This is a genomic window from Micromonospora sp. WMMD1274 (assembly GCF_049179035.1).
Classification (GTDB): domain Bacteria; phylum Actinomycetota; class Actinomycetes; order Mycobacteriales; family Micromonosporaceae; genus Micromonospora; species Micromonospora tulbaghiae.
Genome location: NZ_JBMHMG010000001.1, coordinates 5,308,869 through 5,334,542, shown reverse-complemented (window position 1 = coordinate 5,334,542; position 25,674 = coordinate 5,308,869). Strand labels below are relative to the sequence as shown.

The window sequence follows — 25,674 nt, the reverse complement described above, 5'->3', positions numbered from 1 at the left end:
CGGTGGTTCGCGCGGGTCAGGGGCGGACGGTCTCCTCGGACGCGCCGGTGATCATCGAGACGATCTCGTTGCGGCTGGTCTCGGTGATGCCGCGGACGCCGACCTGGCGCCCCCGGCGCAGCACCGCCACCCGGTCGGCGATGCGGAACACCTGGTCCAGGTTGTGGCTGACCACGAGCACGGCCGCGCCCCGCTCCCGCAGCTTCAGGATCAGCTGCTCCACCTTGGCGGTCTCGGCCACGCCCAGCGCCGCGGTCGGCTCGTCCATCAGCACCAGGCCGCTGGCCCAGTGGGTGGCGCGGCAGATCGCCACCGCCTGCCGCTGGCCGCCGGACAGGTCCCGGATGGTCGCCTTCGCGCTGGGGATGCGTACGTCCAGCGCGTCCACCAGCTCCTGCGTCTCCCGGGCCATGCGGCGCCGGTCCAGCAGCCGCAGCGGACCGCGGGTGAGTTCCCGGCCCAGGAACATGTTCATGTAGACCGGCTGCGAGTCGGCCAGGGCCAGATCCTGGTAGACCACCTCGACGCCCTGCCGGCGGGCGTCGGAGGCGTCCCGGAACGTCACCGGCCGCCCGTGCATCTCCAGCTCGCCCTCGGTGGGCTGGTACACCCCCGAGATGATCTTCACGAGGGTGGACTTGCCGGCGCCGTTGTCGCCGACCAGCGCGGTGATCTGGCCGGCGGCCAGTTCCAGGTCGAAGCGCTCGATCGCGACGACGCCGCCGAACTGCTTACGGATGCCGCGCAACCGCAGCGGCGGGGCGCCCGCCCTGGTCGCGTCGGTCTTGTCGGTGACCGTGCTCATCATGCCCTCCCTGCGCTGCGAGCGGTGTGGTTGGTGCCGGGGCCGCCGACCGCGTCGATGTCGTCCAGCCCGATCGGCGCCGAGCCGTCGGCGGCGTACACGCCGGCCACGGCCGGGGCGCCCGACCGGACGCCGGTCACGCCCGCCGTCAGCGCCCGCGTGACGAACGCCTGCGGCCGGAAGCCGAACAGGACCGTGTCGCCGGGCGCGACGCCCGGCGCCGCGGTCACGTCGGCCATCGCGTAGTAGTCGATCGCCTCCGGCGCGGGCATCTCCACGTCGACCAGGTACGCGTCGTCGAGACCACCGCCCCGGGGCACGATCAGCGCCCGGGTGCCGCCCAGGCCCAGCACCGGGTCGACGTAGAGCCCGCCGCCGAAGACGTACGCCCGCCCGTCCCACAGGTGGGACACCTCGCTGACGTAGAGCACGGCCGGCTCCTCGACCAGGTCGGTGACCGCGTGCCAGGGCGTGGTGCCGGTGAGCCCGTGACCGGGTTCGACCTGCGTCACACCCGCCTCGGCCAGCGTGGGCAGGATCGCCGCCGACGTCGTACCCGGGGCGTTGATCTCGACGTGCGACCACCCGGCGGCGCGCAACGCCGCGGCGGCGCTCCGCAGGGTGCCGAGGTTGGGGGTCGGCACGACCCGCCCGGCGGCCGGATCGAACAGCTGGGTCGGGAAGCTGGTGACCCCGGCGAACCGGGCGCCGTCGAGGGCGTCGAGCCGGTGGGCCACAGCGACGACCTCCTCGGCCGGCCAGCCGCCCTCGTGGCCCCGGTAGAACCGGTCGCCGGGAGCCGCGATCCGGGCGAGCAGCGCCTGCTCCCGCCCGGCCGCCGCGCTCGCGGCGGCCGCCTCGGCGGCCTTGGCGTCGTTGAAGACCGTCCAGTACGCGGGCGCGAGCGCGGCGGCGACAGCGGCCTCGTGCCGGGGGATCTGCACCAGGTGGCCGAGGTGACCGATGCCGAGTCCGCCGCGCCGGTCGGCGAGCGCGCACTGGAGGTCGACGCCGACCGCCTCGGTGATGCCCGCGTCGCGGACCGTCCGGCAGAAGTCGGGATTGCGCCCGACCTGCTTGGTCATGGCGTAGACGGACAGCCCGAACCGGTCGGCCTCGCTCCGGATGGCGGCGGCGTTCGCGGCGACCGTGTCCAGGTCCAGCGCGTAGCAGTTGGCCGGCAGGTCACCGCTGCCGTGCAGGTTCGCGGCGGCGGCGAGCAGGCCCGGATTGCGGCGTCGCAGCAGGTCCAGAAACATGCGTGTGCTTCCTTCCGGGTCAGCTTCGCCGCTCGCGCAGCGAGAGGGAGACGGCCACCAGGATGATCGCGCCGCGCGCCATCATCTGCTGCGACACGGACAGGCCGGCCAGAATCAGGCCGTTGTTGAGCATGCCCATCAGCAGGCTGCCCAGCACCGCGCCGATGATCGAGCCCTTGCCGCCGAAGAGGCTGGTACCGCCCACGATCACGGCGGCGATCACGGACATCAGGTCGGCCTCGCCGAGGGTGTACCGGGCGCCCTGGAGGCGGCCGGCGTACAGCAGGCCGGCCATCGCTGCGCACATCGCGCTGCCCATCAGCACCATGATCTTGACGCGGATCACCTTGATGCCGCTGACCCGGGCCGCCGCGACGTTGTCGCCGATGGCGAGCGTGTGCGCGCCGTACCGGGTCTGCCGCAGCACGAGGTAGCCGACCACAGCCGCCGCCACCGACCAGAGCACCAGGCCGGGGATGCCGAGGATCTCGCCCTGGCCGAAGAAGGACAGGAACGCGTCGTTGCTGACCGGCACCGACTGGAGGCCGGTGACCTCGCGGGCCAGACCGGCCACCGCACCCATGGTGGCGAGCGTGACCAGGAAGCTTGGCAGCCGCACGAGCGTCACGAAGACGCCGTTGACCAGGCCGACCGCCGCGCCGGCGGCGAGGCCCGCGGCCACGCCGAGCAGCATGCTGTCGGTCTCGCGCAACGTCACCGCGCCGACGAGCGCGGAGAGCGCGACGACCGAGCCGATGGACAGGTCGATCTCACCGGCGGCCAGCACGAAGACCAGCCCGACCGCCATGATCGTGATCGGCGCGGTCTGGATGACGATGTTGGTGAGGTTGCTCGTGGTCAGGAAGCCGTTGCTGCCCTGGGTGATGGCGAAGAACAGGAACACGACCGCGAAGCCGATGTAGACCACGTAGTCGCGCCAGTTGATCCGGCGCCAGGCCGGGGCGGCGCTGGTCTTCACCGCCGCATCCGTGTGGGTCATCTATCGTCCCTCCGCTGTCTGGAAAGAGGTGTTCCGGTGGGCCGGTACGTCGTCTCGTACGCCGGCCTCCCGGCGGGCGACCGCGACGGCGCCGAGCAGGCCGGCCCGGTCGCCGAGCCGGCTGGTCTTGATCAACGGGGCGTCCGCGCTGAGCGCGGCGACCCAGCGCCGGACCGGTTCGACGAGTTCGGCCCGGGAGCCGATGCCGCCGCCCAGGACGACCGCCTCCGGGTCCAGGACGGCGGTGACCGCGACGACCGCCAGGGCGATCAGCCGCGCCTCCTCGTCGATGGCCGCGAGGGCGTCCGGGTCACCGGACGCGGCCCGGTCGAAGACGTCGGGCACGCTCGCCTGCTCGCCGGACACCGCCCGGTAGCGGGCCGCGAGGGCGGCACCGGCGACCGCCTCCTCCAGCGCGCCCTTCACCTGGTTGTCCTTGTCGAACGGGTCGGTGCCCAGCGGCAGGTAGGAGATCTCCCCGGCCGCGCCGCGCGCGCCGCGGACCAGCTCGCCGTCGAGCACGATGCCCATGCCGACACCGGTGCCGACCGCCACGAACACGAAGTGCCTGTGGGTACGCCCGCTGCCCAGCCACTGCTCGCCGGCGGCGGCCATGTTGACGTCGTTGTCCAGCACGACCGGGTGGCCCAGCCGGCGGGTCAGTTCGGCCCGCACGTCGAGGGCCTCCAGGTCGGAGACGTTGGGCGACAGCTCGATGGCGCCGGTCGCCGGGTCGGGTACGCCGGGCAGTCCGATCGCGCTGGCCCGCACGTCGGACCAGTCGATGCCGGCCCGGGCGGCCAGCTGGCGCAGCAGCGCGTCGATCTGCGCGGCGACCGCCGTACCGCCCCTGGGGTCGGTCGGCTGCACCTGCTCGTCCACGACGAGACCGTCCAGGTCGGCCAGCGCGGCCCGCAGCTTGGTGCCGCCGAGGTCGACGCCGGCGACGTAGCCGGACGGACGCGGATGCGCGGCCATCAGCCGACCGTCAGGAGCCGGGCCGGGTTGGCCACCAGCATCTGGTCGATCGCCTCCGGCGGCACACCGAGCCGGGCCAGACCCGGCACGATCTCCGCGCCCAGGTACGAGTACCCGAGGCGGCCGTGCGTGCCCGGGTTCAGGTACGCCTCGGCGCCGGTCAGGTCCATCGAGAGCAGGATCCGGTCGGCGTACCCGTCCCGGACCAGCCCGGCGAGCATGTCCAGCCGGGCCCGGTCGGGCCGGTGGTACGCGCGCTTGGCGAACTCGCCCTCCGGCGGGTCCGCCGGCAGCGGGGCGAGCACGAAGTCCCAGAACTGCTTGCCGAGCGTGTCGAAGGCGATGTTCACGCCGGTGGCCAGCACCGCCCGCAGGTAGTCCGGGTCGGGGTTGATGTCCAGGTGGCCGATGACGACGCGGGAGAGGTCGGCCTTCTCCTCGCGCAGGATCTCGACCTGCTCCAGCGCCATCGTGCCGTGGGTGGTGTGGGTGTTCACCGCCAGGCCGGTGGCGACGTGGGCGCGGGCGGCGGCGCGCAGGCACTTCTCCTCGTGCGGGGTGATCTCGTTCAGGCCGGTGGCCTGCTCGCCGAAGATGCCCACCTTGATCCCGGTGTCCCCGACGCCGATCGTGGCGTCGGCGACGAAGCGCTCGCGCATCTCGTCGACGCTCGCGGTCAGCGCCCAGCCCGGGGAGTACGGCTCCAGGTAGATCGCCGATCCGGCGACCACGTTCAGGCCGGTACGCAGCGCCACCTCACGCAGCAGCGTCACGTCGTGACCGACCACCTCGTACGGGGACAGGTCCACGACCGTGCCGAAGCCCAGCTCCGGCAGGCCGCTCACCGCGTCGGCGGCGAGGTCGGCGCGGTCGTCCCCGGCGCCGCCGGACAGCCACGGCCCGGGCACCAGCGCGCCGAGGTGCTCGTGGCTCAGCACCCGGCCGAGCGACTCGGGAGCCACCGGCCCGAGGACTGTCTGGACGTACCCCATGTGCTTCTTCCTCTCGTCTCGCGGTGGTCGCGGGCCCGGCGGTGTGGGCCGGGCCGCGTCCGGCGAGGTCCGGGGCCTGTTCGGGGAGGCCCCGGACCTCGCGGCCCGGCGTCAGTTGCCGAGCACCTCGGCCGGGGGCTCCTGGCCGTAGTCGTCGCGCCAGGCGTCGGCGATGTTGTCCTTGGTGGCGGCCATCGGCGATCCGACGACCAGCTCCGGGGCCTTCTTGCCGAGCAGGCCGTACGCGGCGACGACGCCCAGGTTCTCGCCGAGGCGGGTCGAGCCGTTGGCGACGACGCCGGCGACGTTGCCGCCCTTGACCATGTCGGCGGCGAGGTTCGCCTCCAGGTCGTTCGTGACGATCTTGACGTCGGTGCGGCCCTGCTGACGGGTCGCGGCGAGCACGCCCTCGGCGGCGGTGGCCCAGGCGACGTAGACGCCCTTGAGGTCGGCGTGGCGGGTCAGCATCGCGGTGGCGATGTCCTCGGTACGCGCCGGGTCGGAGAACCCGGCCTCCTCGACGATCTCGATGTCCGGGTAGAGGTAGCCCAGCCAGTCCTTGAACGCCTTGTCCCGCTGGTTGGTGAACCAGAAGTCGGCGTCGTGGTAGACGTAGCCGACCTTGCCCTTGCCGCCGAGCGCCTTGCCGAGCATCTCCGCGTTGGCCTTGCCGAACGCGGTCAGGTCGGCGGTGACGATGCCGACGATCTGCTCGCCGGACTTGTAGCCCTTCGGCGGGGTGGTCATCACGACGAGCTTGACGCCGGCGTCCACGGCGGGCTTGAACGCCGCAGCCGCCGCGGTCGGGTCGACCGCGATGGTGACGATCAGGTCGGGCTTGAGCGCCAGGACGGTCTGCACGTTGTTGGCCTGCCGGGCCGCGTCGAACTCGGCGCTGGTGCTGGCCAGCACCTTGATGCCGAGCTGGTCGAACTCCTTGCGGACGCCGGACTCCACGGCCTTGGTCAGCGCGGAGCCCTCGTGCCAGACGAAGGCGGCGGAGTACTCGCCGTCCTTGACCTTCTGCCGCTCCTCGGGAGTGAGCGAGAGCTGGTCGGCGGCGGTCGGCGTCTCGCCGCCGGGGCCGACGAACGACAGGCTGGGCTCGGTACGCGGGCCGCTCGACGCGCCGCCGCTCCCGGAGGTCTCGTTCGAGCAGGCGCCGACCATGAGCGCCAGGGCGCAGAGCGCGCCGAGGGCGGCACCACGTCTACGGCTGAGAATCATTGCTCTTCCCTTCACAGCAACGGGGTCTGGAACCGGTGATTCCGGACTGACACGGGGGTCCGATGCGACCGGCACGGCGCGTGCGGGGGCACCCGCCGCCGTCCCTGGGGGCCAGCGACCTCTATTTCCGTTCAGGGTGAAAGTATTATCGCGGTAATCACACCCCGTCAAGGGTGCTGGTCAGAGATTCCTCCCACTGGCTCCAAGCCGCCGGCATGGCACTTGACCTGGGCTTTCACGCCCGCGCGAGGCTGCGGGAGGACGGGCGTCGATGTCCGCCACGCGCCGGCACCGGACGACACGCCCCGGGTGGTTGCCCGGGAGGCGGCACGGCTTTAACATTCGGGCGGAAAGAAAATCGGCGGAGGTGGGCGTGGAATCTCGAGCACCCCGGGCGGCGAACCGGTCCACGGTGCTGGCCCACGTGCTGACCCACGGTCCGGTGAGCCGCACGGCCATCGGCCACGAGACCGACCTCTCCCCCGCCACCGTGTCGCGCATCGTGGAACAACTGCTCGACGAAGGGCTGCTGACCGAGACCGACGGCGCGCCGACCACCACCCGGGGCCGGCGGGCGACCCGGGTGGCGATCGCCGCCGGACGCGGCGTGGTCTGCGGGGTCGACGTCGGCGGCTCGAACGTCCGGCTGGTCGTCGCCGACCTCGCCGCCAAGCCGCTGACCGGCCGGACCGTGCCCACGCCGGCCGGCTACGACGCCCCCCGGCTGGCCCAGTGGCTGGCCGACCTGATCCTCCGGACCGTCGGCGCCGACCGGGAGCGCCTCGCCTGCGTCGCGGTGGGCCTGCCCGGCGCCGTCCGGCAGGGCGACCGCGCGGTGTCCAACGCCCCGAACCTGCCGCAGGTGGAGGACCCGCTGTTCCTGCGGCTGCTGGAGAAGCACCTGGACACCTCGGTCGAGGTGGACAACGACTCCAACTACGCGCTGCTCGGCGAGCTGCGCTTCGGCGCCGCCCGGGACGCGCAGACCGCGGTGATGCTCACCATCGGGGCGGGGCTCGGCGCCGGCGTCGCCATCGACCGCCGGCTGTTCCGGGGCCGCAGCGGCCTGGTCGGCGAGTTCGGCCACCTGCCCGCCGGTCCGCTCGGCGCACCGCTCGAACGGATCATCAGCGGGTCCGGCATCCTCGCCCGCGCCCGCGAGCTCGGCCTGTCGTTCGACAACGCGGCGGACGTGTTCCGCTCGGCCGACCCGCGCCTGGTGCCGGTCCGGCAGTACGTCGAGCAGGCACTGCTGGTCATCCTCACCGCGGCGGTGGTCGCCTACGAACCGGAGGTGATCGTCCTCGGCGGCGGCGTCTCCCACGCGCTCACACCCGATCTGGTCCGGCTGCGCGGCCGGCTGCACGAGATCGTGCCCGCCGCCGAGGCGACTGTGCACGGCGCGGAACTCGGCGACCTCTCCGGCGCGCTGGGCGCCGTGGTCGCGGCGCTGCACACCGCGTACCGGCGGCTCGGGCTCGCCGAGGCGGACCTCGCCCGCGTACCCCAGCCGGACGCCCTCGCCGGCTGTGACCTGCCGGCCCTGGCCGACCGCGCCTGAGCAGGCGGCGACGCCGGCACCGCGCTCCTGTGAGCGCTCACCCGGCGGCCCACCCGGCATTCCTCCGGGCCCGGCCGGTTGAAGATGTTATCGATAACCTGCTATGTTCCGGCACGGGAGCGAAGGGCACGCTCCCCGTCACCCCCGCAACCGGCAAGGCGACCCGAGGCACCGTCCTCGCCGCCCCGCCGGCCGGTGACCAGTCCGGGCCGCTCCGCCGATGCACGCCGACGCAGGCGGCCAACGGACGACTTCGGCCCCGGCCGCACGCGCGGCTCCGCGCCCTCTTCGCAGGCGACGTCGGCATCGACGGACGGTCCGGCCTGCACCGCCACCCAGGGCAAGGAGTCCAGCAATGGCGAAACGAACATCCCTCCTCTCATCCGTCGCCGCCGCGGCCGTGCTCCTCGCGGCCGCGGCCGGCGGCGCGCTCAGCGCCGGCCTCGGCGAGACGGCGCAGGCGTCGACGAACGGCACGCTCGCGGCGACCGCCGGCTGCGGCAAGGCCCCGACGCTGTCCAGTGGGACGCGCACCATCTCCAGCGGCGGCCAGAACCGCAGCTACATCCTGCGGATCCCGGACGGCTACGACCGCAACCGCCCGTACCGGCTGATCTTCGGGTTCCACTGGTTGAACGGCTCGGCGAACAACGTCGCCTCGGCCGGCTACTACGGCCTGCTGCCGCTGTCCAACAACAGCACGATCTTCGTCGCGCCGCAGGGCATCGACAACGGCTGGGCCAACACCAACGGCCGCGACCTGACGCTGTTCGACGACATCTCCCGGCAGGTCGAGAACGACCTCTGCGTCGACACCAGCCAGCGGTTCGCGCTCGGCTGGAGCTACGGCGGGGCGATGAGCTACGCGGTGGCCTGCGCCCGGCCCACGATCGTCCGTGCGGTCACCGTCATCTCCGGCGCCAACCTCAGCGGCTGCAACGGCGGCACCCAGCCGGTCGCCTACTTCGGCATCCACGGCATCTACGACAGCGTGCTGAACATCTCCATGGGCCGGTCGCTGCGCGACACGTTCGTCCGCAACAACGGCTGCACCGCGCAGAGCCCGCGCGAGCCGAGCCGGGGCAGCCTCACCCACATCACCACCACGTACTCCGGCTGCCGCGAGGGCTACCCGGTGCAGTGGGCCGCCTTCGACGGCGACCACACCCCCAGCCCGGTCGACGGGTCGTCCAGCCCGAACGACTCCCGAACCTGGACGTCGGGGGAGATCTGGCGGTTCTTCAGCCAGTTCGCGTCCACCACGCCGCCGCCCACCACCGCGCCGCCGACCACCGCGCCGCCCACCACCCCGCCGCCGACCACCCCGCCGCCCACGACCCCGCCGCCGACCGGTGAGCCGGGCGCGTGCACGGCGACCTACCGGACCGTGAACACCTGGCCCGGTGGCTTCCAGGCCGAGGTCACGGTGGCCAACAACGGCGCGACCACGCTCAACGGCTGGACGGTACGCCTGACCCTGGCCTCCGGCCAGGCGATCAGCAGCCTCTGGAACGGCGTCAACACGGGCACCACCGGCTCGGTGTCGGTCCGCAACGCCGACTACAACGGCACTGTCGGCGCGAACGGCTCGACGACGTTCGGGTTCACCGCCACCGGAAACGGGGCCACCGCGCCCAGCGGTGTCAGCTGCACCAGTCCCTGACCTCGCCGGAGCGCCGATCCCCGCACGGGGAGCCGGGCCGTGGGTGGCATGCCGCCGCCCCGGCCCGGCACCGGCCGGCACAACCGATGTCCCGCCGGGCGGCGGGATGTGCTCTAATTAACTCTGGTCGATGTTTGCGCTAACATTCATGACTCCGCAGGTCACCACCGCCGACACCTCGGAGCCGCCGCACTGCTGCTGTTAGCGTTTACACCGACGGCCACCCACAACTCGCGAGGCGCCGTCCGGACGGTCGGGCGCCCGCGCGTACCCGAGGAGCCGTCATGGTGATCCCCCGTCCCCGGTCCGTCCGATCCGGACCATCGCGTCTCGTCATTCCCGCCCTGGCTCTCACCCTGGCCGCCACCGGCGGCGGCCTCACGTTCGCCGCGAGCCCCGCCCAGGCCGCCACCACGATCACCGTCAACGGCGCCTCCGGCGGCCAGACGTTCGACGGGGTCGGCGCGGTCAGCGGCGGCGGCGGCAACAGCCGGCTGCTGATCGACTATCCGGAGCCGCAGCGCGGGCAGATCCTGGACTACCTGTTCAAGCCCGGTTACGGCGCCGCGTTGCAGATCCTCAAGGTCGAGATGGGCGGCGACACCAACTCCACCAGCGGCTCGGAGCCGAGCCACGAACACGTCCGGGGCGATCTCAACTGCAACCGCGGCTACCAGTGGTGGATCATGGAGCAGGCCAAGGCCCGCAACCCCGCCATCAAGCTGGCGGCACTGCCCTGGGGCGCTCCCGGGTGGATCGGCAACGGCAACTTCATGTCCCAGGACATGATCAACTACTTCGTGGACTGGCTGGGCTGCGCGCGGCAGCACAACCTCACCATGGACTACATCACCGCCGCCCAGAACGAGAAGCGGACCGACGCGAACTGGACCATCAGCCTGCGTCAGGCGTTGAACGCCAACGGCTACAGCGGCGTGAAGATCATCTACGGGGACGACTACCCCGGTAGCTGGGGCCCGGCCAACGCCGTGGCCAGCAACGCCACGTTGCGCAACAGCATCGACGTGCTCAGCGGCCACTACCCGTGCGGCTACCTCAGCGCGCAGACCACCTGCACCGTCTCGTCGACAGCCACCTCCACCGGCAAGACGCTGTGGAACAGCGAGGGCGGCTCCCAGGACTACAACGACGGCGCCAAGCCGCTCGCGCGCGGCATCAACCGCGGCTACATCGACGGCCGGATGGTCGCCTACCTCAACTGGGACCTGATCGCCGCCATCACCCCGAACCTGCCCTGGTCCACGGTCGGGCTGATCCTGGCCAACCAGCCCTGGTCCGGCTGGTACTCGGTCGGCAAGAACACCTGGGCGCTCGCGCACACCACGCAGTTCACCGCACCCGGCTGGCGCTACCTGGACTCCTCCTCGGGCTACCTGGGCGGCAACCGCAACAACGGCAGCTACGTGTCGCTGCGCTCACCCACCACCGGCGACTACAGCACTGTCGTCGAGACCATGGACGCCACAGCGGCCCAGCAGATCACCATGAACGTCACCGGCGGGCTGTCCACCGGCCAGGTGCACGTCTGGTCCACGAACCTGAACTCGACGAACCCGAACGACTTCTTCGTCCGCGGCGCGGACATCACCCCGTCGGGCGGTTCGTTCTCGCTCACCGTCCAGCCCGGCCACCTCTACACCGTCACCACCACCACCGGGCAGGGCAAGGGCACCGCGACCAGCCCGGCGCAGGGCTCGCTGAGCCTGCCGTACCGCGACGACTTCGACAGCTACGCCAGCGGGCGGTTCCCGAAGTACCTCCAGGACATGCAGGGCGCGTTCGAGATCGTCGGCTGCGGCGGCGGCCGGACCGGCATGTGCCTGCGCCAGATGTCCGCGCAGGCGCCCATCACCTGGAAGACCCTCGCCGACCCGGCCACCTACGGCGGCAACCTGAGCTGGGGCAACTACACCGTCTCCGCCGACGTCCTGCTCGAACAGTCCGGCTACGCCCAGATCCAGGGCCGCGTCGGCAGCACCAACCTGGACCCCATCGGCCGCTACAACGCCTACTTCCTCCGGGTCACCGACTCCGGCGCGTGGTCCATCCTGCGCAACAACACCGCCGGACAGCTCACCACGCTGCGCAGCGGGAACGTCGCGGCGCTGGGCACCAACCGCTGGCACAGCCTCGCGCTCGGCTTCTCCGGCACCACCATCACCGCCACCATCGACGGCACGACCGTCGGCACGGCCACCGACTCCACGTTCGGCACCGGCCAGGTCGGCTTCGGCACCAGCCAGGGTGAGACCGCCCAGTTCGACAACCTGTCGGTGGTCGCCGGCCCGGGCGGCAACCCCGGGGGTACGAGCGGCGCGTGGCTCAACCCCAACTCCAGCCGTTGCCTGGACGTGCCGAACCAGTCCCAGACCAACGGCACCCAGACCACGTTGTGGGAGTGCAACGGCGGCACCAACCAGCAGTGGACGGCGACCTCCGGCCGGCAGCTCCAGGTGTACGGCAGCAAGTGCCTCGACGCCGAGGGCCAGGGCACCTCGTCCGGCACCCGGGTCATCATCTGGGACTGCAACGGCGGCGCCAACCAGCAGTGGAACGTCAACAACGACGGCACGATCACCGGCGTCCAGTCCGGACTGTGCCTGAGCCCGAACGGCGGCGGGACCGGCAACGGCACCCCGATCGTCCTGTCCGCCTGCACCGGCGGCAGCAGCCAGAAGTGGAGCCGGGCGTGACGGCCCGACCTTCGCCGACCGTACCCATCGGCCTACCGGGGAGATGACCTGTGACCTCAACGCTATGGAGACCCGACCGCCGGACCAGACGATGGCTCGCGCTGGCCGTGACCATGCTCGCCCTGCTCGGGCTGGCCCCGGTCGTCGCCGGCGGGCTGAACCCGACCGTCGCCCGGGCGGACAACCCGATCGTGCAGACCATCTACACGGCCGACCCGGCCCCGCTCGTGTACAACAACCGGGTCTACCTGTACACCGGCCACGACGAGGACAACTCGACCTGGTTCACCATGAAGGAGTGGCGGGTCTTCTCGTCCGACGACATGGTCAACTGGACCGACCACGGATCGCCGCTCAGCCTCACCACGTTCAGCTGGGCCAAGCAGGACGCGTGGGCCGGCCAGGCGGTCCACCGCAACGGCAAGTTCTACTGGTACGTGCCGATGGTCGTGCGGGCCACCGGCCAGATGGGCATCGGGGTGGCGGTGGCGGACAGCCCCACCGGTCCGTTCCGCGACGCCATCGGGCGTCCGCTGGTGAGCAACGGCGAGATCGACCCCACCGTGTTCATCGACGACGACGGCCAGGCGTACCTGTACTGGGGCAACCCGCGCCTGTGGTACGTGAAGCTGAACGCGGACATGATCTCGTACTCGGGCAGTCCCACCCAGATCCCGCTGACCACTGCGGGCTTCGGGGCGCGGACCGGGGACGCGAACCGGCCCACCCTCTACGAGGAGGGCCCGTGGGTGTACAAGCGCAACGGCCTCTACTACATGGCGTTCGCGGCCAGGTGCTGCTCCGAGTTCGTCGCCTACTCGACCGCGCCCGGGCCGCTGGGCCCCTGGACGTACCGCGGGATGATCATGCCGACCCAGGGCAGCAGCTTCACCAACCACCCGGGGATCATCGACTTCAAGGGCAACTCGTACTTCTTCTACCACAACGGCGCGCTGCCCGGCGGCGGCGGTTTCACCAGGTCGGTGGCGGTGGAGAAGTTCTCCTACGGCGCGGACGGCTCGATCCCCACGATCAACATGACCACCACCGGCGCCCCGCAGGTCGGCACCCTGGACCCGTACGCCCGGCAGGAGGCCGAGACGATGGCCTGGGGGCAGGGGGTCGAGACCGAGGCGTCCTCCCTGGGCGGGAGGAACGTCGGTTACATCGACAACGGCGACTACATCAAGGTCAAGGGCGTGGCCTTCGGCGCCGGCGCGACCAAGTTCACCGCCATGGTGGCCTCGGCCGGTAGCGGGGGGTCCATCGAGCTGCGCCTGGACAGCGTGACCGGCCCACTGGTGGGCACCTGCCAGGTGACCCCCACCGGCGGCTGGCAGACCTGGACCAACCCGAGCTGCCCGGTCAGCGGTGCCACCGGCACCCACGACCTCTACCTGCGGTTCACCGGCGGCAGCGGCTCGCTGTTCAACATCGACCACTGGTGGTTCACCTCCAGCCTCAGCGGCACCCCGCCGCCGGTCCCCCCGTCGACCCCGCCGCCCTCCTCTCCCCCGCCGCCCAGCACGCCGCCGCCGACCGGCGGCGCCTGCACCGCCACCTACCGGACCACCAACTCCTGGTCCGGTGGTTTCCAGGCCGAGGTGACGGTCACGGCCGGCGCCGCGGCGCTCAACGGCTGGTCCGTGCGGTGGAACCTGGCCGGTGGCCAGAGCATCAACCAGGTCTGGAGCGGCACGCTGAGCACCAGCGGCTCCACCGCGACCGTCAGCAACGCCGCGTACAACGGCTCGGTGCCCGCGTCCGGCTCCACCACGTTCGGCTTCATCGCCGACGGCTCGCCCACCACCCCGTCCCTGACCTGCACCGGCTCGTGAGAGGAGCAGTATTGCGTACCAGAGTGAGGAGATGGCTCACCGCGGGCGCCGCGCTGGCGCTGCTGGCCGCCGGTGTGCTCACGCCGGCCGGCCCGGCGGGAGCCGAGTCCAACGGCGGCACCCGGGTGATGCCGCTCGGCGACTCCATCACCGAGGGCACACAGGTCCCGGGCGGCTACCGGATCGGCCTGTGGCAGCGGCTGGCCGGCGGCGGCTACCGGGTCGACCTGGTCGGCTCCCAGTTCAACGGGCCGGGCAACCTCGGCGACCACGACCACGAGGGCCACCCCGGCTGGCGCATCGACCAGATCGACGCCAACATCACCGGCTGGCTGAACGCCTACCAGCCGCGCACCGTGCTGCTGCACATCGGCACCAACGACATCCTGCAGAACTACAACGTCTCGACCGCGCCGAACCGGCTCTCCTCACTCATCGACCGCATCACCACCACGGCGCCGAACGCGGACGTCTTCGTCGCCCAGATCATCCCGCTCGCCAACTCCGGCCAGGCGGCGGCGGTGCGCACGTTCAACGCCGCGCTCCCCGGGATCGTGCAGTCGAAGGTGAACGCCGGCAAGCGGGTCCACCTGGTCGACCAGTACTCGGCGCTGACCACCGCCGACCTGATCGACGGCATCCACCCGACCGCCACCGGCTACGACAAGATGGCGGCGGTCTGGTACCGCGCGTTGCAGTCGGTGTCCGGCAGCATCGGCACCCCCGGCAGCGGCGGCGGCACGTACCAGAACGTGCAGCTCGTCGGCGCCGGCTCGGGCCGGTGCCTGGACGTGCCGAACGGCAGCACCACGAACGGCACCGCCGTGCAGTTGTACGACTGCTGGGGCGGCACGATGCAGCGCTGGAGCTACACCTCGGCCAAGCAGTTGCAGGTGCTCGGCAACAAGTGCCTCGACGCCAGTGGGCGGGGCACCGCGAACGGCACCAGCGTGATCATCTGGGACTGCAACGGCCAACCCAACCAGCAGTGGAACCTCAACGCCAACGGCACGATCAGCGGCGTCCAGTCCGGGCGCTGCCTGGACGCGGCGGGCTACGGCACCGCCAACGGGACGAGGATCAACCTCTGGGACTGCCACGGCGGCACCAACCAGCAGTGGAGCGCCCGCGCCTGACCGGCACGAGACGGGCTTTCCGGCGGACGCCGCCGGGGAGCCCGTCCGGGCGGCGCCCGCCGCATGACCAGCGGCGGACCCCGCGGGTACGTAGAGTGCGAACCATGTCGAAGCCGCCGCTGCCCGAGCCCGCCGTCGCCATGCTGGGCAAACCGAATCCCGCCGTCATCGCCACGCTTCGCGACGGCCAGCCGGTGTCCGCGGCCACCTGGTATCTCTGGGAGGACGGCCGCGTCCTGGTGAACATGGACGAGGGCCGCCGCCGGCTGGCGCACCTGCGCAACGATCCCCGGGTCTCCCTGACCGTGCTGGACGAGGGGAACTGGTACACCCACGTCAGCCTCATCGGGCGGGTGGTCGAGCTGCGTGACGACGAGGGCCTGACGGACATCGACCGGATCTCGCAGCACTACACCGGGCGGCCGTACCCGCGCCGGGACCGCGCCCGGGTCAGCGCGTGGATCGAGATCGAGCGCTGGCACGGGTGGGGCGCGCACAAGGACAGCAGCCAGACCGGCTGACCGCCGCCCCCACGATGTCCGACCCGTAGGGCAGAGTGTCGGGCATGACCGCACCGAAGGACCCGAAGACCGCGCTGCACGCATACCTGCGCGGGATCCGGGAGGACCTGATCTGGAAGCTCGACGGGCTGAGCGAACGCGACGCCCGGCTTCCCCGCACCGCGACCGGCAACAACTTCCTGGGCCTGCTCAAGCACTGCCTGAACGTCGAGGCCGGCTACTTCGGGACCACCTTCGGCCGGGAGTTCCCCACCCCCGGGGAGCTGGTCCCGGACGACGCGGTCGACGCGGACCCGCAGGCGGACTGGTACGCCCGGGAGGACGAGACCAAGGACGGGCTGATCGACCTGTACCGCCGCGTGGGTGCGTTCGCGGACGAGACGATCGAGGCGCTGCCGCTGGACGCGCCGGGGCGGGTGCCGTGGTGGGGACCCGGCCGGCAGGACGTCACGCTGCACCAGGTCATCGTGCACGTCTGCGTCGACCTGGCCCGGCACGCCGGTCACGCCGACATCATGCGCGAGCAGCACGACGCAGCGATCGGGCTGGGGCGGGACAACAGGAACATCCCCGGCGGCTACGACTGGCCGGCGTACGTCAGCAAGCTGACGACGCTCGCCGACCGGTTCGCGTAGCCGGTCCTTCCGGTATTCCGGCCGGAAGTTTCAACCATATTTCGGACAGCGGATCGACAGGACCAGCAGCATCGTGAAGCATCTATCCCATGAAGATCCGGCCCGCCGTCGCCCCGCCGACCGCTGAGGACACCGGTCCCGAGCAGCCTCCCGCCGACCGGCCCTCGGACGACCGCCCCTCCGACGAACGGCCTGCGGACGGCAGACGCCGGTGGCGGCCGAACCCGGAGTGGACGCTGGCGATCCTCGGCAGCCTGCTGCTGGCGGTGGTGCTGACCTGGCCGACGATGCGGCACCCGGCGACCACGATCCCCGGCGACCTCGGTGACCCGACGTTGCAGGCGTGGCAGGTCGCCTGGTCCGGGCACGCGCTGCTCAACGACCCGGCCAACCTCTGGAACTCGAACACGTTCTATCCGGAGCGCTACACGTACGCCTACAGCGACACGCTGCTCGGGTACGCCCCGTTCGGGATGATCGGCTCCGGCTTCGAGGCCGCCGTGATCCGCTACAACGTGCTCTACGTGCTGCTGCACGCGCTGGCGTTCCTCGGGGCGTACGCGCTGGCCCGGCAGCTCGGCGCGAACCGCTGGGGCGGGGCGGTCGCCGGGATCGCGTGGGCGTACGCGCCCTGGCGGCTGGCGCACTCCGGCCACCTGAACATCCTGTCCAGCGGCGGCATCGCGCTGGCGCTGGCGATGCTGGCGCGCGGTCACGGCTGGTCGCTGCGCCACGGCTACCGGCCGGAACGCCGCAAGCCCGGCTGGGCGGTGGCCGGGTGGCTCGTCGCGGCCTGGCAGGTCACGCTCGGCTTCGGCATCGGGCTGCCGCTCGTCTACTTCCTGCTGGCCGCCGCGCTGGTGGCGGCCGGCTGCTACGGCTGGTCCTGGTGGCGCAAGCGGGAGCAGCCCCCGTTCGGCCGGCGGCTGCTGATCGCCGACCTGGCCGGAGGCGCCGTGTTCGGCACCGTGACGCTGCTGCTCGGGCTGGTCTACCTGCGCGTGGTCGACCTCAACCCGCAGGCCGTCCGGTCGCTGGACTGGACCAAGATGTTCTCCCCGCCGCTGATCGGGTTCGTCACCGCGCCCGGCGACTCGTGGCTGTGGGGGGAACGGCACGCCGCCGCCCGCGAGCAGCTGACCTGGCCGCCGGAGATGGCGCTGCTACCGGGCATGACGCTGATCGGGCTGGCCGCGGCGGGGCTGTTCGTCTCGGCGTTCCCGGTGCGGCACCGCGTCGCGCTGGGGCTCGGCGTGGCCGGCACCGTGCTGCTGGGCCTGGGCGCCACGCTCGGCGGGGACGGCGACCCCGGCTACCTGACGTTGTCCACGCTCCTGCCGGGCTGGGACGCGTTGCGCACCCCGGGCCGGATGATGCACTGGACCAGCCTGCTGCTCGCGGTGCTGGCCGCCGGGCTGGTGACCGCGCTGGCCGAGTCGTGGCGCCGGCCCGCGGCCGCGCGCGCGTCCCGGGCCGTGGCGGCGCTGGTCCTGCTGGTGCCGCTCGCCCTGGTCACGCTGGAGGGCGTCAACCGCACGCCGCACCCGGCCGTGCCGACGCCGCCGGCCGCGATGCGGGCCGCGCCGGAGCCGATGCTGGTGCTGCCCGCCGGCGGGGTGGGCGACCTCAACTACATGCTCTGGTCGACCGACGGGTTCCCCCGGATCACCAACGGGCTGGGCGGTTTCGAGCCGGTCACCCAGGCCCAGACGCGGGTCGCCGTGGCGACGTTCCCCGACGCGGGCAGCGTGGCCTACCTGCGCGGGATCGGCGTGCGGTCGGTCGTCGCGGTGCCGAGCCGCGCGGCGGGAACGCCGTGGGAGGGCATCGAGACCCGGCCGGTCGACGGGCTGGGCATCACCCGGGAGGATGTCGATGGCACGCTTGTCTACCGCCTCTGACACCGTGGGCGCCGGGCGCGTGTGCCCGGGCCGGGCGGGGTGAGCACCGTGCGGCTGTCCGTGGTGGTGCCCTGCTTCAACGAGGAAGCGTCGGTGGAGCGGCTGCACGAGATGCTCAGCGCCGCGCTCGCCGAGTTGTCCGACGTGGACGTCGAGGTGGTGTACGTCGACGACGGCAGCGAGGACGGCACGCTGGCGGCGCTGCGCCGGCTCGCCGCGGCCGATCCGGCCGTCTGCTACACGTCGCTGAGCCGCAACTTCGGCAAGGAGGCGGCCATGCTCGCCGGCCTGCGACGGGCCACCGGCGACGCGGTCGTCATCATGGACGCCGACCTGCAACACCCGCCGCGGCTGCTGCCCGAGATGGTGATGCTCTACCGCCAGGGGTTCGACCAGGTGATCGCCCGCCGGGACCGCCGCGGTGACCGGTTCGTCCGGATGGTCGCGTCGCGCTCCTTCTACCGGCTGGTCAACTGGTGGATAGACGTCCGCCTGCTCGACGGCGCCGGCGACTTCCGGCTGCTGTCCCGGCTCGCGGTGAACGCGATCCTGGCGATGCCGGAGTACAACCGTTTCTCCAAGGGCCTGTTCTCGTGGATCGGTTTCCGCACCGCGGTGGTGGCGCACCGCAACGAGACCCGGCAGGCCGGGCGCAGCCGCTGGACGTTCGGCAAGCTGTTCAACTACGCGTTCGACGGCCTGCTGTCGTTCAACAACCGGCCGTTGCGCCTGGCCATCTACGGTGGCCTGTTCCTCACGCTCATCGCGGTGGGCTACATGGCCTGGGTGGTCGCGGACGCCGTGGAGAAGGGCATCGACGTGCCCGGCTACACCACGATCATCGTCAGCGTGATCGGGCTCGGCGGCATCCAGATGATGATCCTCGGGGTGATCGGCGAGTACATCGGCCGGATCTACTACGAGACCAAACGCCGTCCGCACTATCTGGTGCAGGAGACCGAGCACGTCGTCGATACCCCCGGCCGGCTGTCCCGGATTCCGGAGCAGCGTACGGCCACGGGCGAATCGATGGCCGGCGAAACCGGCTGAGCAACCCCGATCGGTGGGCGCCGATAGGCGCAGAATCGTTCTCTTTTCGCAGGTGGCGGGCGGTTGCTATGGTCGCCCGCGACGCCGGAGACCGGCGCCGAGGAAAGGGTTGCGATGGGGCTGATGGACAAGCTCCGGGGCGAACTCATCGACATCATCGAGTGGCTGGACGACAGCCGCGACACGATGGTCTGGCGGTTCCCCCGGTATCAGAACGAGATCAAGATGGGCGCCAAACTGGTCGTCCGGGAGTCCCAGACGGCGGTGTTCGTCAACGAGGGGAAGATCGCCGACGTCTTCCCGCCCGGGACGTACACGCTGGAGACCCGCAACCTGCCGATCCTGTCCACCCTGAAGGGCTGGAAGTACGGCTTCAACTCGCCGTTCAAGGCCGAGGTGTACTTCGTCAACACCCGGCAGTTCACCGACATGAAGTGGGGCACCCAGAACCCGGTCATCCTGCGCGACGCCGAGTTCGGCGTGGTCCGGGTGCGGGCGTTCGGCGCCTTCGCGGCGCGCGTGGTGGACGCGTCGCGGCTGCTGCGGGAGCTGGTCGGCACCGACCCGCAGTTCCGCACCGAGGAGGTGCAGGAGTACCTGCGGCAGCTCATGGTGGGGCGCCTCGGCGGCGCGCTCGCCACGGCCGGCGTGCCGCTGCTGGACCTCGCCGCGCACCAGGACGCGATCGGCCGGCGGTTGGCCGCCGTGCTGACCGAGGAACTGGCCGAGGTCGGCATCGCGATCCCCAAGTTCGTCATCGAGAACGTGTCGGTGCCGCCCGAGGTCGAGCAGGCGCTGGACAAGCGGACCAGCATGGGCGCGCTCGGCGACCTGGACCGGTACACCCGCTTCCAGGCCGCGAACGCGATGGAGGCCGCGGCGAACAACCCGGGTGGCGAGGCGGGCGCGGGCATCGGCCTGGGCCTGGGCATGGCGATGGGCCAGCAGATGGCCCGCTCGATGGGCGGTGGCGCGGCCACGCAGCCGGCACCGGTCCAGCCCGCCCCCGCGCAGCCGGCCGCCGCCGAGCCGCCGCCGCTGCCGGGCCAGGCCCAGTGGTACGTGGGCGTCGGCGGCCAGCGCCAGGGCCCGTACGACCTCGGCGGGCTGGCCGAGCAGGCGAGTGCGGGCGCGCTCGCCGCGGACACGCTCGTCTGGCGTGCCGGCATGGCGCAGTGGCAGCCGGCCGGGCAGGTGCCCGAACTGGCGCCGGTGCTCGCCAGCGTCCCGCCGCCGCTGCCGCCGCAATGAGCGACACGGCAGTCTCCCCGCCCTCGTACCAGTGCGGGGGTTGCGGTGCCCGGGTGGAGTTCGCGCCGGGCACGACCGCGTTGAGCTGCCCGTACTGCGGGCACCGGCAGGAGATCGCCGGCGCGGGCCGGGAGGTGCGCGAGCACGCGTACGCGGATCTGGCGTCGCTGCCCCGCAAGCCGGTGGCGAGCGTCGGTGCGCACACGTTCGTCTGCCCGGGCTGCGGCGCCCGGACGGAGAGCGACGCGCTGGCGCAGCGCTGCCAGTTCTGCGCCACCCCGCTGGTGGCCGACGCCGGGGCGGGTGAGCTGATCGCGCCCGAGGCGGTGCTGCCGTTCGCCGTCGACCGCAACGGCGTGCGGACGGCCCTGGGCCAGTGGTGCCGCAGCCGCTGGTTCGCGCCCGGGAGCCTGAAGAAGATCAGCGAGGCGGAGACGCTCAAGGGCACGTACCTGCCGCACTGGACGTTCGACGCGCGGACCGTGTCGGACTATCAGGGTCAGCGGGGCGAGCACTACTACGTCACCGAGACGTACACGGTGACAGTCGACGGCAGGCAGGAGACGCGGACCCGGCAGGTGCGGCACACGCGGTGGCACCCGGCCGCCGGCACCGTCCGCCGGGACTTCGACGACGTGCTGGTGCCGGCCACCACCCACCTGCCCACCGAGCAGCTGGACAAGCTGGCGCCGTGGCCGCTGGCCGAGGTGACCGCGTTCCACGGCGACTACCTGGCCGGATACCAGGCCCTGCGGTACGACACCGAGCCCGAGGCGGGGCTGACCGAGGCGAAGGCGCGGATGGCGCCGGTCATCGAGCGGGACTGCCGGTCGGACATCGGCGGCGACGAGCAACGGGTGTCCGCCGTGGACACCGCGTACTCCGACGTGTCGTACAAGCTGGTCCTGCTGCCGGTGTGGATCGCCGCGTACCTGCACGCGGGCCGGTCGTACCAGGTCCTGGTGAACGCGCGGACCGGTGAGGTCATCGGCGAGCGCCCCTACAGCACGGCGAAGATCGTGGCGGCGGTGCTGGCCGCGCTGGCGCTCGTCGCGCTCGTGGTGGCGTACGCGATGAGCCGTTGACGCGCGTGGGCCACCGGCATGCCGTGCCGGTGGCCCACGCGCGTCGCGCGAGGTGACTGTCCGAGCGGCCGATGCGCCACCGCGCCGGTCCACAGGAGAGTGAGGGCACGACCACCATCGGCCGGGCGGTGACGGAGGAGGCCCCGATGGACCCACTGCGGAAGATCTCGCTGGTCGCCGGCGGCGCGTACCTGCTCACCTTCGTCTCGATCCCCACCGTCGGCCTGTACGCCCCGGTCCGCGAGTCGGACTACGTCCTCGGCACCACGTCGCCGGCTCCGGTCGTCCTCGGCGGCGTCCTGGAGGTGGTCGTCGCGCTCGCCTGCATCGGCACCGCCGTCGCGCTGTACCCGGTGCTCAAGCACCAGGGGCAGGCCCGGGCGCTGGGTCTCGTCGGCGCCCGGGTGCTCGAAGCCGCCGGCATCCTCGTCGGTGTGGCGAGCATCCTGACGCTCGTCGCGCTGCGGGAGTCCGACGCCGGGCCGGACGCGCTCCTCACCGGCCGGATGCTCGTCGCGTTCTACGACTCCGTCTTCCTGCTCAGCCAGGGGTTCCTGCCGGCCGTGAACGCGCTGCTGCTGGGCACCCTGCTGTACCAGTCGCGCCTCGTGCCGCGCGTGCTGCCGGTGCTCGGCCTGGTGGGCGCGCCGCTGCTCGTCGCCTCCGACCTGGGCACCCTGTTCGGCGCCTGGGACCGGCTGTCAGCGGTGGCGGCGGTCGCCGCGCTCCCCATCGCGGTGTGGGAGTTCTCGATCGGCGTCTACCTGGTCGTCAAGGGCTTCCGGCCCTCCCCCGTGACGGCCGGCACGGCCGAGCCCCGGCCGGTCCAGGACGCCACCGTCTGAGCCGGGTCAGGCCCGCGCGCCGCCGTCGACCCGCAGCACCGTACCGGTCACGAAGGAGGCGCGGTCGCTGAGCAGCCAGGCGGCGGCCTGGGCGATCTCGTCGGGCTCGGCGGCCCGGCGCAGCGGCGTGGCCGCCGCGAGACGGTCGATGATCCCGGGCGACTCGGCGTCCCAGGACCGCATCATCTCGGTGAGCGTGCTGCCCGGGGCGATCGCGTTGACGCGGATGCCCTCGGGCCCGTAGGTGACCGCCGCGGACTCGGTGAGGCTGTTGACCGCGCGCTTCATCGCCCCGTACGCGGGCAGCGCGGGGTTGCCCATCAGGCTGCCGACGCTGGAGTTGTTGACGATCGCGCCGGTGCCGGCGGTGGCCCGGATCGCCGCGACCTCGGCGACCATGGCGAGCCACGGCCCCTTCAGGTTGACGGTGTAGACGTGGTCGAAGTCTTCTTCGCGCACCCGGTCCATCGGTCCGGGCGGCACGATCGTCGCGCCGTTGTTGAAGGCGACGTCGAGGCGCCCGTACACCTCGACCGTGCGGTCGACGGCGGCGCGCACGCTTGCCGCGTCGGCCAGGTCGCAGACGACGTACTCGGCGGTGCCGCCCGCGGCCCGGACCTGCTCGGTGACCGCCTTCAGCTGGTCCTCGGTGCGTGCGGCGAGCAGCACCCGGGCGCCCTCGGCGGCGAACAGCCGGGCCGCCGCGGCGCCGATGCCGCGTCCGGCGCCGGTGACGAAGGCGACCTTGCCGGCGAGCAGGCCCTGAGTGTTGCGTGTGGTGTCCATGCGGCAAGCCTGCGTCCGGTCGCGGAGCCCATCCAGGCACCGGCGGTACCTGGTTACGCCCGCCGCACGCGGGCACACTGGGGTCGTGGACCGACGTGAGCTGGCAGTGTTCCTGCGCAGCAGGCGGGAGCGGATCGCCCCGGCCGACGTGGGCCTGCCCGCCGGGCAGCGCCGCCGCACGCCGGGGCTGCGCCGCGAGGAGGCGGCGCGGCTGGCGTTCATCTCGACCGAGTACTACACCCGGCTGGAGCAGGGCCGGGGTCCGCGTCCGTCGCGGGAGGTGCTGGCCGGGCTGGCCCGCGCGTTGCGGCTCTCCGACGCCGAACGCGACCACCTCCACCACCTGGCCGGGGAGCCGCCGGGACCGCCGCCCGGGCCACCCCGGGAGGTACGGCAGAGCGTGCTGGACCTGCTGCACCGGCTGCCGCAGGCGGCGGCGTTCGTGACCTCGGCGGCGTTCGAGGTGATCGCCTGGAACGACCTCGCGGCGGCGCTCATGGAGGACTTCTCCGCAGTGCCCCGGCGGGACCGGAACCTGGTCCGGCGGGCGTTCCTCGGCCCGCACCTGCACGGCGCGGGGCTGTACGACGTGTCGGACGTGGGCGAGTTCGCCCGCCACTCGGTCGGGCGGCTGCGCGCCGCGGCGGCCCGCTACCCGGACGACCCGGAGATGGCCGCGCTGATCGCGGAGCTGCTCGCCGGGAGCGAGGAGTTCGCCCGGTTGTGGGCCTCCCACGAGGTGGGCGGCGCGCGGACGCTGTGCAAGACGTTCCGGCACCCGCTGGTCGGCCCGGTGATCGTCAACTGCGACGTCCTCGACATCACCGACCGCGACCAGCAGGTGGTCATCTACACCGCCACGCCCGGCTCACCCTCGGAGGAGGCGCTGCGGCTGCTCTCCGTGATCGGCACCCAGCGGATGACCGTCGAGCACTGAGCCGCTGGCTCTCGGTGGAACGCCACGGGTGTCCGGGCTGCCGTCCGGCACCCGTGACGTTCCACTCGCAATGGGTCAGCAGCCGATCCGGGTGGAGCCCATCGCCACGTCGTCGTACCAGAGGGTGTCGGCGCCGCCGCCGTAGCTCTCCCAGCCCAGCTTCAGGTCGGTGAGCTGCGGTCGCCAGGTGCGGTTGTACCACTGGCCGTCGATGTCGTGCGTCGGTACGCCGTCGGCGGTCAGCCCGGTTACGGCGACGCCGTCCAGCCAGGTACGCAACTGGCCGGCCGAGCCGTCCACCATGAACTCCAGGCAGGCCCAGCGGTTGGTGGGCAGCGGCGCGCTCTGCGCCACACCGGCCGGGCTCTGCTCGGGCAGCGTGGCGTCGTCGGAGGCGCGGTTCCACTGGAGCGCGCCGTTCTGGCCGCCCAGGCGCAGGTCCCGGTTGCCGTCGGCGGCGTCGGACATGGTGATCATCGTGGTGTGGTCGGTGGGCTGGGCGGTGGTGTGCCGGACCCAGATCCGCGCGTACCGGACGCTGCCCAGGTTGCTGAGGTTCTTCGTGGTCCGGACGAACACGTGGTTGCAGTAGCCTGCGGCGCCGTTGATCCGGACCGCGCGGCTGCCGCTGTGCGTGGTGGCCGTGTCGATGGTGGCCGTGCCGGCGCCGGAACAGTCAGGGCTCACCACGCTCCAGTCACCCGAGGGCGTCGAACCGGTCTGGTTCTCGAAGCCGTCACAGAGCACCGCGCCCGCGCACCCGCTCGGCGGCGGGGTGGTCGGCGGAGGCGTCGTGGGAGGTGGCGTCGTGGGCGGAGGCGTGGTCGGCGGGGCCGTCGTGGGCGGTGCGGTCGTGGGCGGCGCCGTGGTCGGTGGGGCGGTGGTCGGTGGGGCGGTCGTCGGCACCGTCGTGGTGGGCGGCGGCGTGGTCGGGCCGGCGCCGTTGCACGGTACGCCGTTCAGGCTGAACCCGGTCGGCGTGCCGCCGGCGGTGCCGAACGTGCCCTGCACGCCGAACTCGGTCGAGCCGCCGGCCGGGATGCTGCCGTTGTACGACATGTTGCGGGCGGTCACCGTCGACCCGGACTGGCTCACCGTGGCGTTCCAGCCGTTCGTGACGCGCTCGTCCCCGGCGTACGTCCAGGTGACGGTCCAGCCGGAGACGGCTGTGTCACCCGGTGACACCTTGATGTTCGCGGTGAACCCACCGGGCCACTGGTTGGGTGTGTAGTCGACCCGGCAGCCCTGTGCGGCTGCGGCCGGGCCGGTGAGCAGCGCCGTACCGGCCGCGCTGACGGCGGCCAGCGCGGCGACGGCCGCCACGAGCGGGGCGGGGCGGGCACGGAGAATCGTCATGGGAAGTCCTTCGGCGTGGGACAGGGCGCAGCGACGCGCGTCCGGGACGGACGCCGCAGCGCGGGAGGGTGCGGCGCGGCGATGCGCCACGTGGTCGATGCGTACGACCGATGTGCCCGGCTCGAAGGCGGCCC

Annotated in this window: 21 protein-coding genes; 13 read left to right on the top strand and 8 right to left on the bottom strand. The window is 72.3% G+C overall.

Features of this window, described 5'->3' with window-relative positions:
- Positions 1-16 precede the first annotated feature (16 nt).
- The 6 genes from ACN27D_RS25345 to ACN27D_RS25320 form a co-directional block, all read right to left on the bottom strand.
- Positions 17-805, bottom strand: coding sequence for an ATP-binding cassette domain-containing protein (locus ACN27D_RS25345; protein ID WP_120570829.1), 789 nt, complete (start codon positions 803-805; stop codon positions 17-19).
- The gene (locus ACN27D_RS25340; protein WP_358175922.1) at positions 805-2,064 is read right to left on the bottom strand and encodes an alanine racemase; all 1,260 of its coding nucleotides are present in this window, start codon (positions 2,062-2,064) and stop codon (positions 805-807) included. The genes ACN27D_RS25345 and ACN27D_RS25340 overlap by 1 nt, the downstream gene beginning before the upstream one ends.
- A gap of 19 nt (positions 2,065-2,083) precedes the next feature.
- Positions 2,084-3,064 carry an ABC transporter permease gene (locus ACN27D_RS25335; protein ID WP_121684515.1) on the bottom strand — a complete coding sequence of 327 codons (981 nt, stop codon included), beginning with the start codon at positions 3,062-3,064 and terminating at the stop codon, positions 2,084-2,086.
- Positions 3,065-4,042 carry an ROK family protein gene (locus ACN27D_RS25330; protein WP_421500163.1) on the bottom strand — a complete coding sequence of 326 codons (978 nt, stop codon included), beginning with the start codon at positions 4,040-4,042 and terminating at the stop codon, positions 3,065-3,067.
- Positions 4,042-5,034 carry a phosphotriesterase family protein gene (locus ACN27D_RS25325; RefSeq protein ID WP_252450093.1) on the bottom strand — a complete coding sequence of 331 codons (993 nt, stop codon included), beginning with the start codon at positions 5,032-5,034 and terminating at the stop codon, positions 4,042-4,044. Before ACN27D_RS25325 ends, ACN27D_RS25330 begins: the two co-directional genes overlap by 1 nt.
- Before the next feature lie 111 nt (positions 5,035-5,145).
- The gene (locus ACN27D_RS25320) at positions 5,146-6,261 is read right to left on the bottom strand and encodes a substrate-binding domain-containing protein (RefSeq protein WP_091427902.1); all 1,116 of its coding nucleotides are present in this window, start codon (positions 6,259-6,261) and stop codon (positions 5,146-5,148) included.
- A gap of 373 nt (positions 6,262-6,634) precedes the next feature.
- On the opposite strand from ACN27D_RS25320, the gene ACN27D_RS25315 reads away from it, so the two are divergent.
- From ACN27D_RS25315 to ACN27D_RS25260, 12 genes are all read left to right on the top strand, one after another.
- Positions 6,635-7,822 carry an ROK family transcriptional regulator gene (locus ACN27D_RS25315; RefSeq protein WP_120570834.1) on the top strand — a complete coding sequence of 396 codons (1,188 nt, stop codon included), beginning with the start codon at positions 6,635-6,637 and terminating at the stop codon, positions 7,820-7,822.
- A 355-nt stretch (positions 7,823-8,177) separates the two neighbouring features.
- Positions 8,178-9,485, top strand: coding sequence for a cellulose binding domain-containing protein (locus ACN27D_RS25310; RefSeq protein WP_421500162.1), 1,308 nt, complete (start codon positions 8,178-8,180; stop codon positions 9,483-9,485).
- Between the two features lie 284 nt (positions 9,486-9,769).
- A complete protein-coding gene (locus tag ACN27D_RS25305; RefSeq protein WP_358175919.1) occupies positions 9,770-12,199 on the top strand; it encodes a ricin-type beta-trefoil lectin domain protein in 2,430 nt (809 codons plus the stop codon).
- Positions 12,200-12,312: 113 nt separating this feature from the next.
- A complete protein-coding gene (locus ACN27D_RS25300) occupies positions 12,313-14,037 on the top strand; it encodes a family 43 glycosylhydrolase (RefSeq protein ID WP_421501195.1) in 1,725 nt (574 codons plus the stop codon).
- A gap of 11 nt (positions 14,038-14,048) precedes the next feature.
- Positions 14,049-15,173 carry an RICIN domain-containing protein gene (locus ACN27D_RS25295; RefSeq protein WP_358175916.1) on the top strand — a complete coding sequence of 375 codons (1,125 nt, stop codon included), beginning with the start codon at positions 14,049-14,051 and terminating at the stop codon, positions 15,171-15,173.
- A 104-nt stretch (positions 15,174-15,277) separates the two neighbouring features.
- Positions 15,278-15,694: a PPOX class F420-dependent oxidoreductase gene (locus tag ACN27D_RS25290; protein WP_121684207.1), complete on the top strand. Its 417-nt coding sequence runs from the start codon at positions 15,278-15,280 to the stop codon at positions 15,692-15,694.
- A gap of 44 nt (positions 15,695-15,738) precedes the next feature.
- Entirely contained in the window at positions 15,739-16,329 is a 591-nt protein-coding gene (locus ACN27D_RS25285; RefSeq protein WP_120570839.1) for a DinB family protein, read from the top strand.
- 89 nt (positions 16,330-16,418) lie between these two features.
- Positions 16,419-18,230, top strand: coding sequence for a hypothetical protein (locus tag ACN27D_RS25280; protein WP_421500161.1), 1,812 nt, complete (start codon positions 16,419-16,421; stop codon positions 18,228-18,230).
- 48 nt (positions 18,231-18,278) lie between these two features.
- On the top strand, positions 18,279-19,280 hold the full coding sequence (locus ACN27D_RS25275; RefSeq protein WP_393378617.1) for a glycosyltransferase family 2 protein: 1,002 nt from the start codon (positions 18,279-18,281) through the stop codon (positions 19,278-19,280).
- A gap of 114 nt (positions 19,281-19,394) precedes the next feature.
- Positions 19,395-20,531, top strand: coding sequence for an SPFH domain-containing protein (locus ACN27D_RS25270; protein ID WP_421500160.1), 1,137 nt, complete (start codon positions 19,395-19,397; stop codon positions 20,529-20,531).
- A 53-nt stretch (positions 20,532-20,584) separates the two neighbouring features.
- Positions 20,585-21,616, top strand: a complete 1,032-nt coding sequence (locus ACN27D_RS25265) for a hypothetical protein (RefSeq protein WP_421500159.1) — start codon at positions 20,585-20,587, stop codon at positions 21,614-21,616.
- A 146-nt stretch (positions 21,617-21,762) separates the two neighbouring features.
- A complete protein-coding gene (locus tag ACN27D_RS25260; RefSeq protein WP_421500158.1) occupies positions 21,763-22,461 on the top strand; it encodes a DUF4386 domain-containing protein in 699 nt (232 codons plus the stop codon).
- 6 nt (positions 22,462-22,467) lie between these two features.
- Here the strand turns inward: ACN27D_RS25260 and ACN27D_RS25255 are convergent, their stop codons facing one another.
- Positions 22,468-23,247, bottom strand: coding sequence for an SDR family NAD(P)-dependent oxidoreductase (locus ACN27D_RS25255; protein WP_121684213.1), 780 nt, complete (start codon positions 23,245-23,247; stop codon positions 22,468-22,470).
- A gap of 85 nt (positions 23,248-23,332) precedes the next feature.
- On the opposite strand from ACN27D_RS25255, the gene ACN27D_RS25250 reads away from it, so the two are divergent.
- Positions 23,333-24,184, top strand: a complete 852-nt coding sequence (locus ACN27D_RS25250) for a helix-turn-helix transcriptional regulator (protein WP_421500157.1) — start codon at positions 23,333-23,335, stop codon at positions 24,182-24,184.
- Between the two features lie 75 nt (positions 24,185-24,259).
- Here ACN27D_RS25250 and ACN27D_RS25245 read toward each other — a convergent pair whose 3' ends face one another.
- Positions 24,260-25,540 (bottom strand): cellulose-binding domain-containing protein, encoded by a 1,281-nt coding sequence (locus ACN27D_RS25245; protein ID WP_421500156.1) that lies wholly within the window; start codon positions 25,538-25,540, stop codon positions 24,260-24,262.
- Positions 25,541-25,674 lie beyond the last annotated feature (134 nt).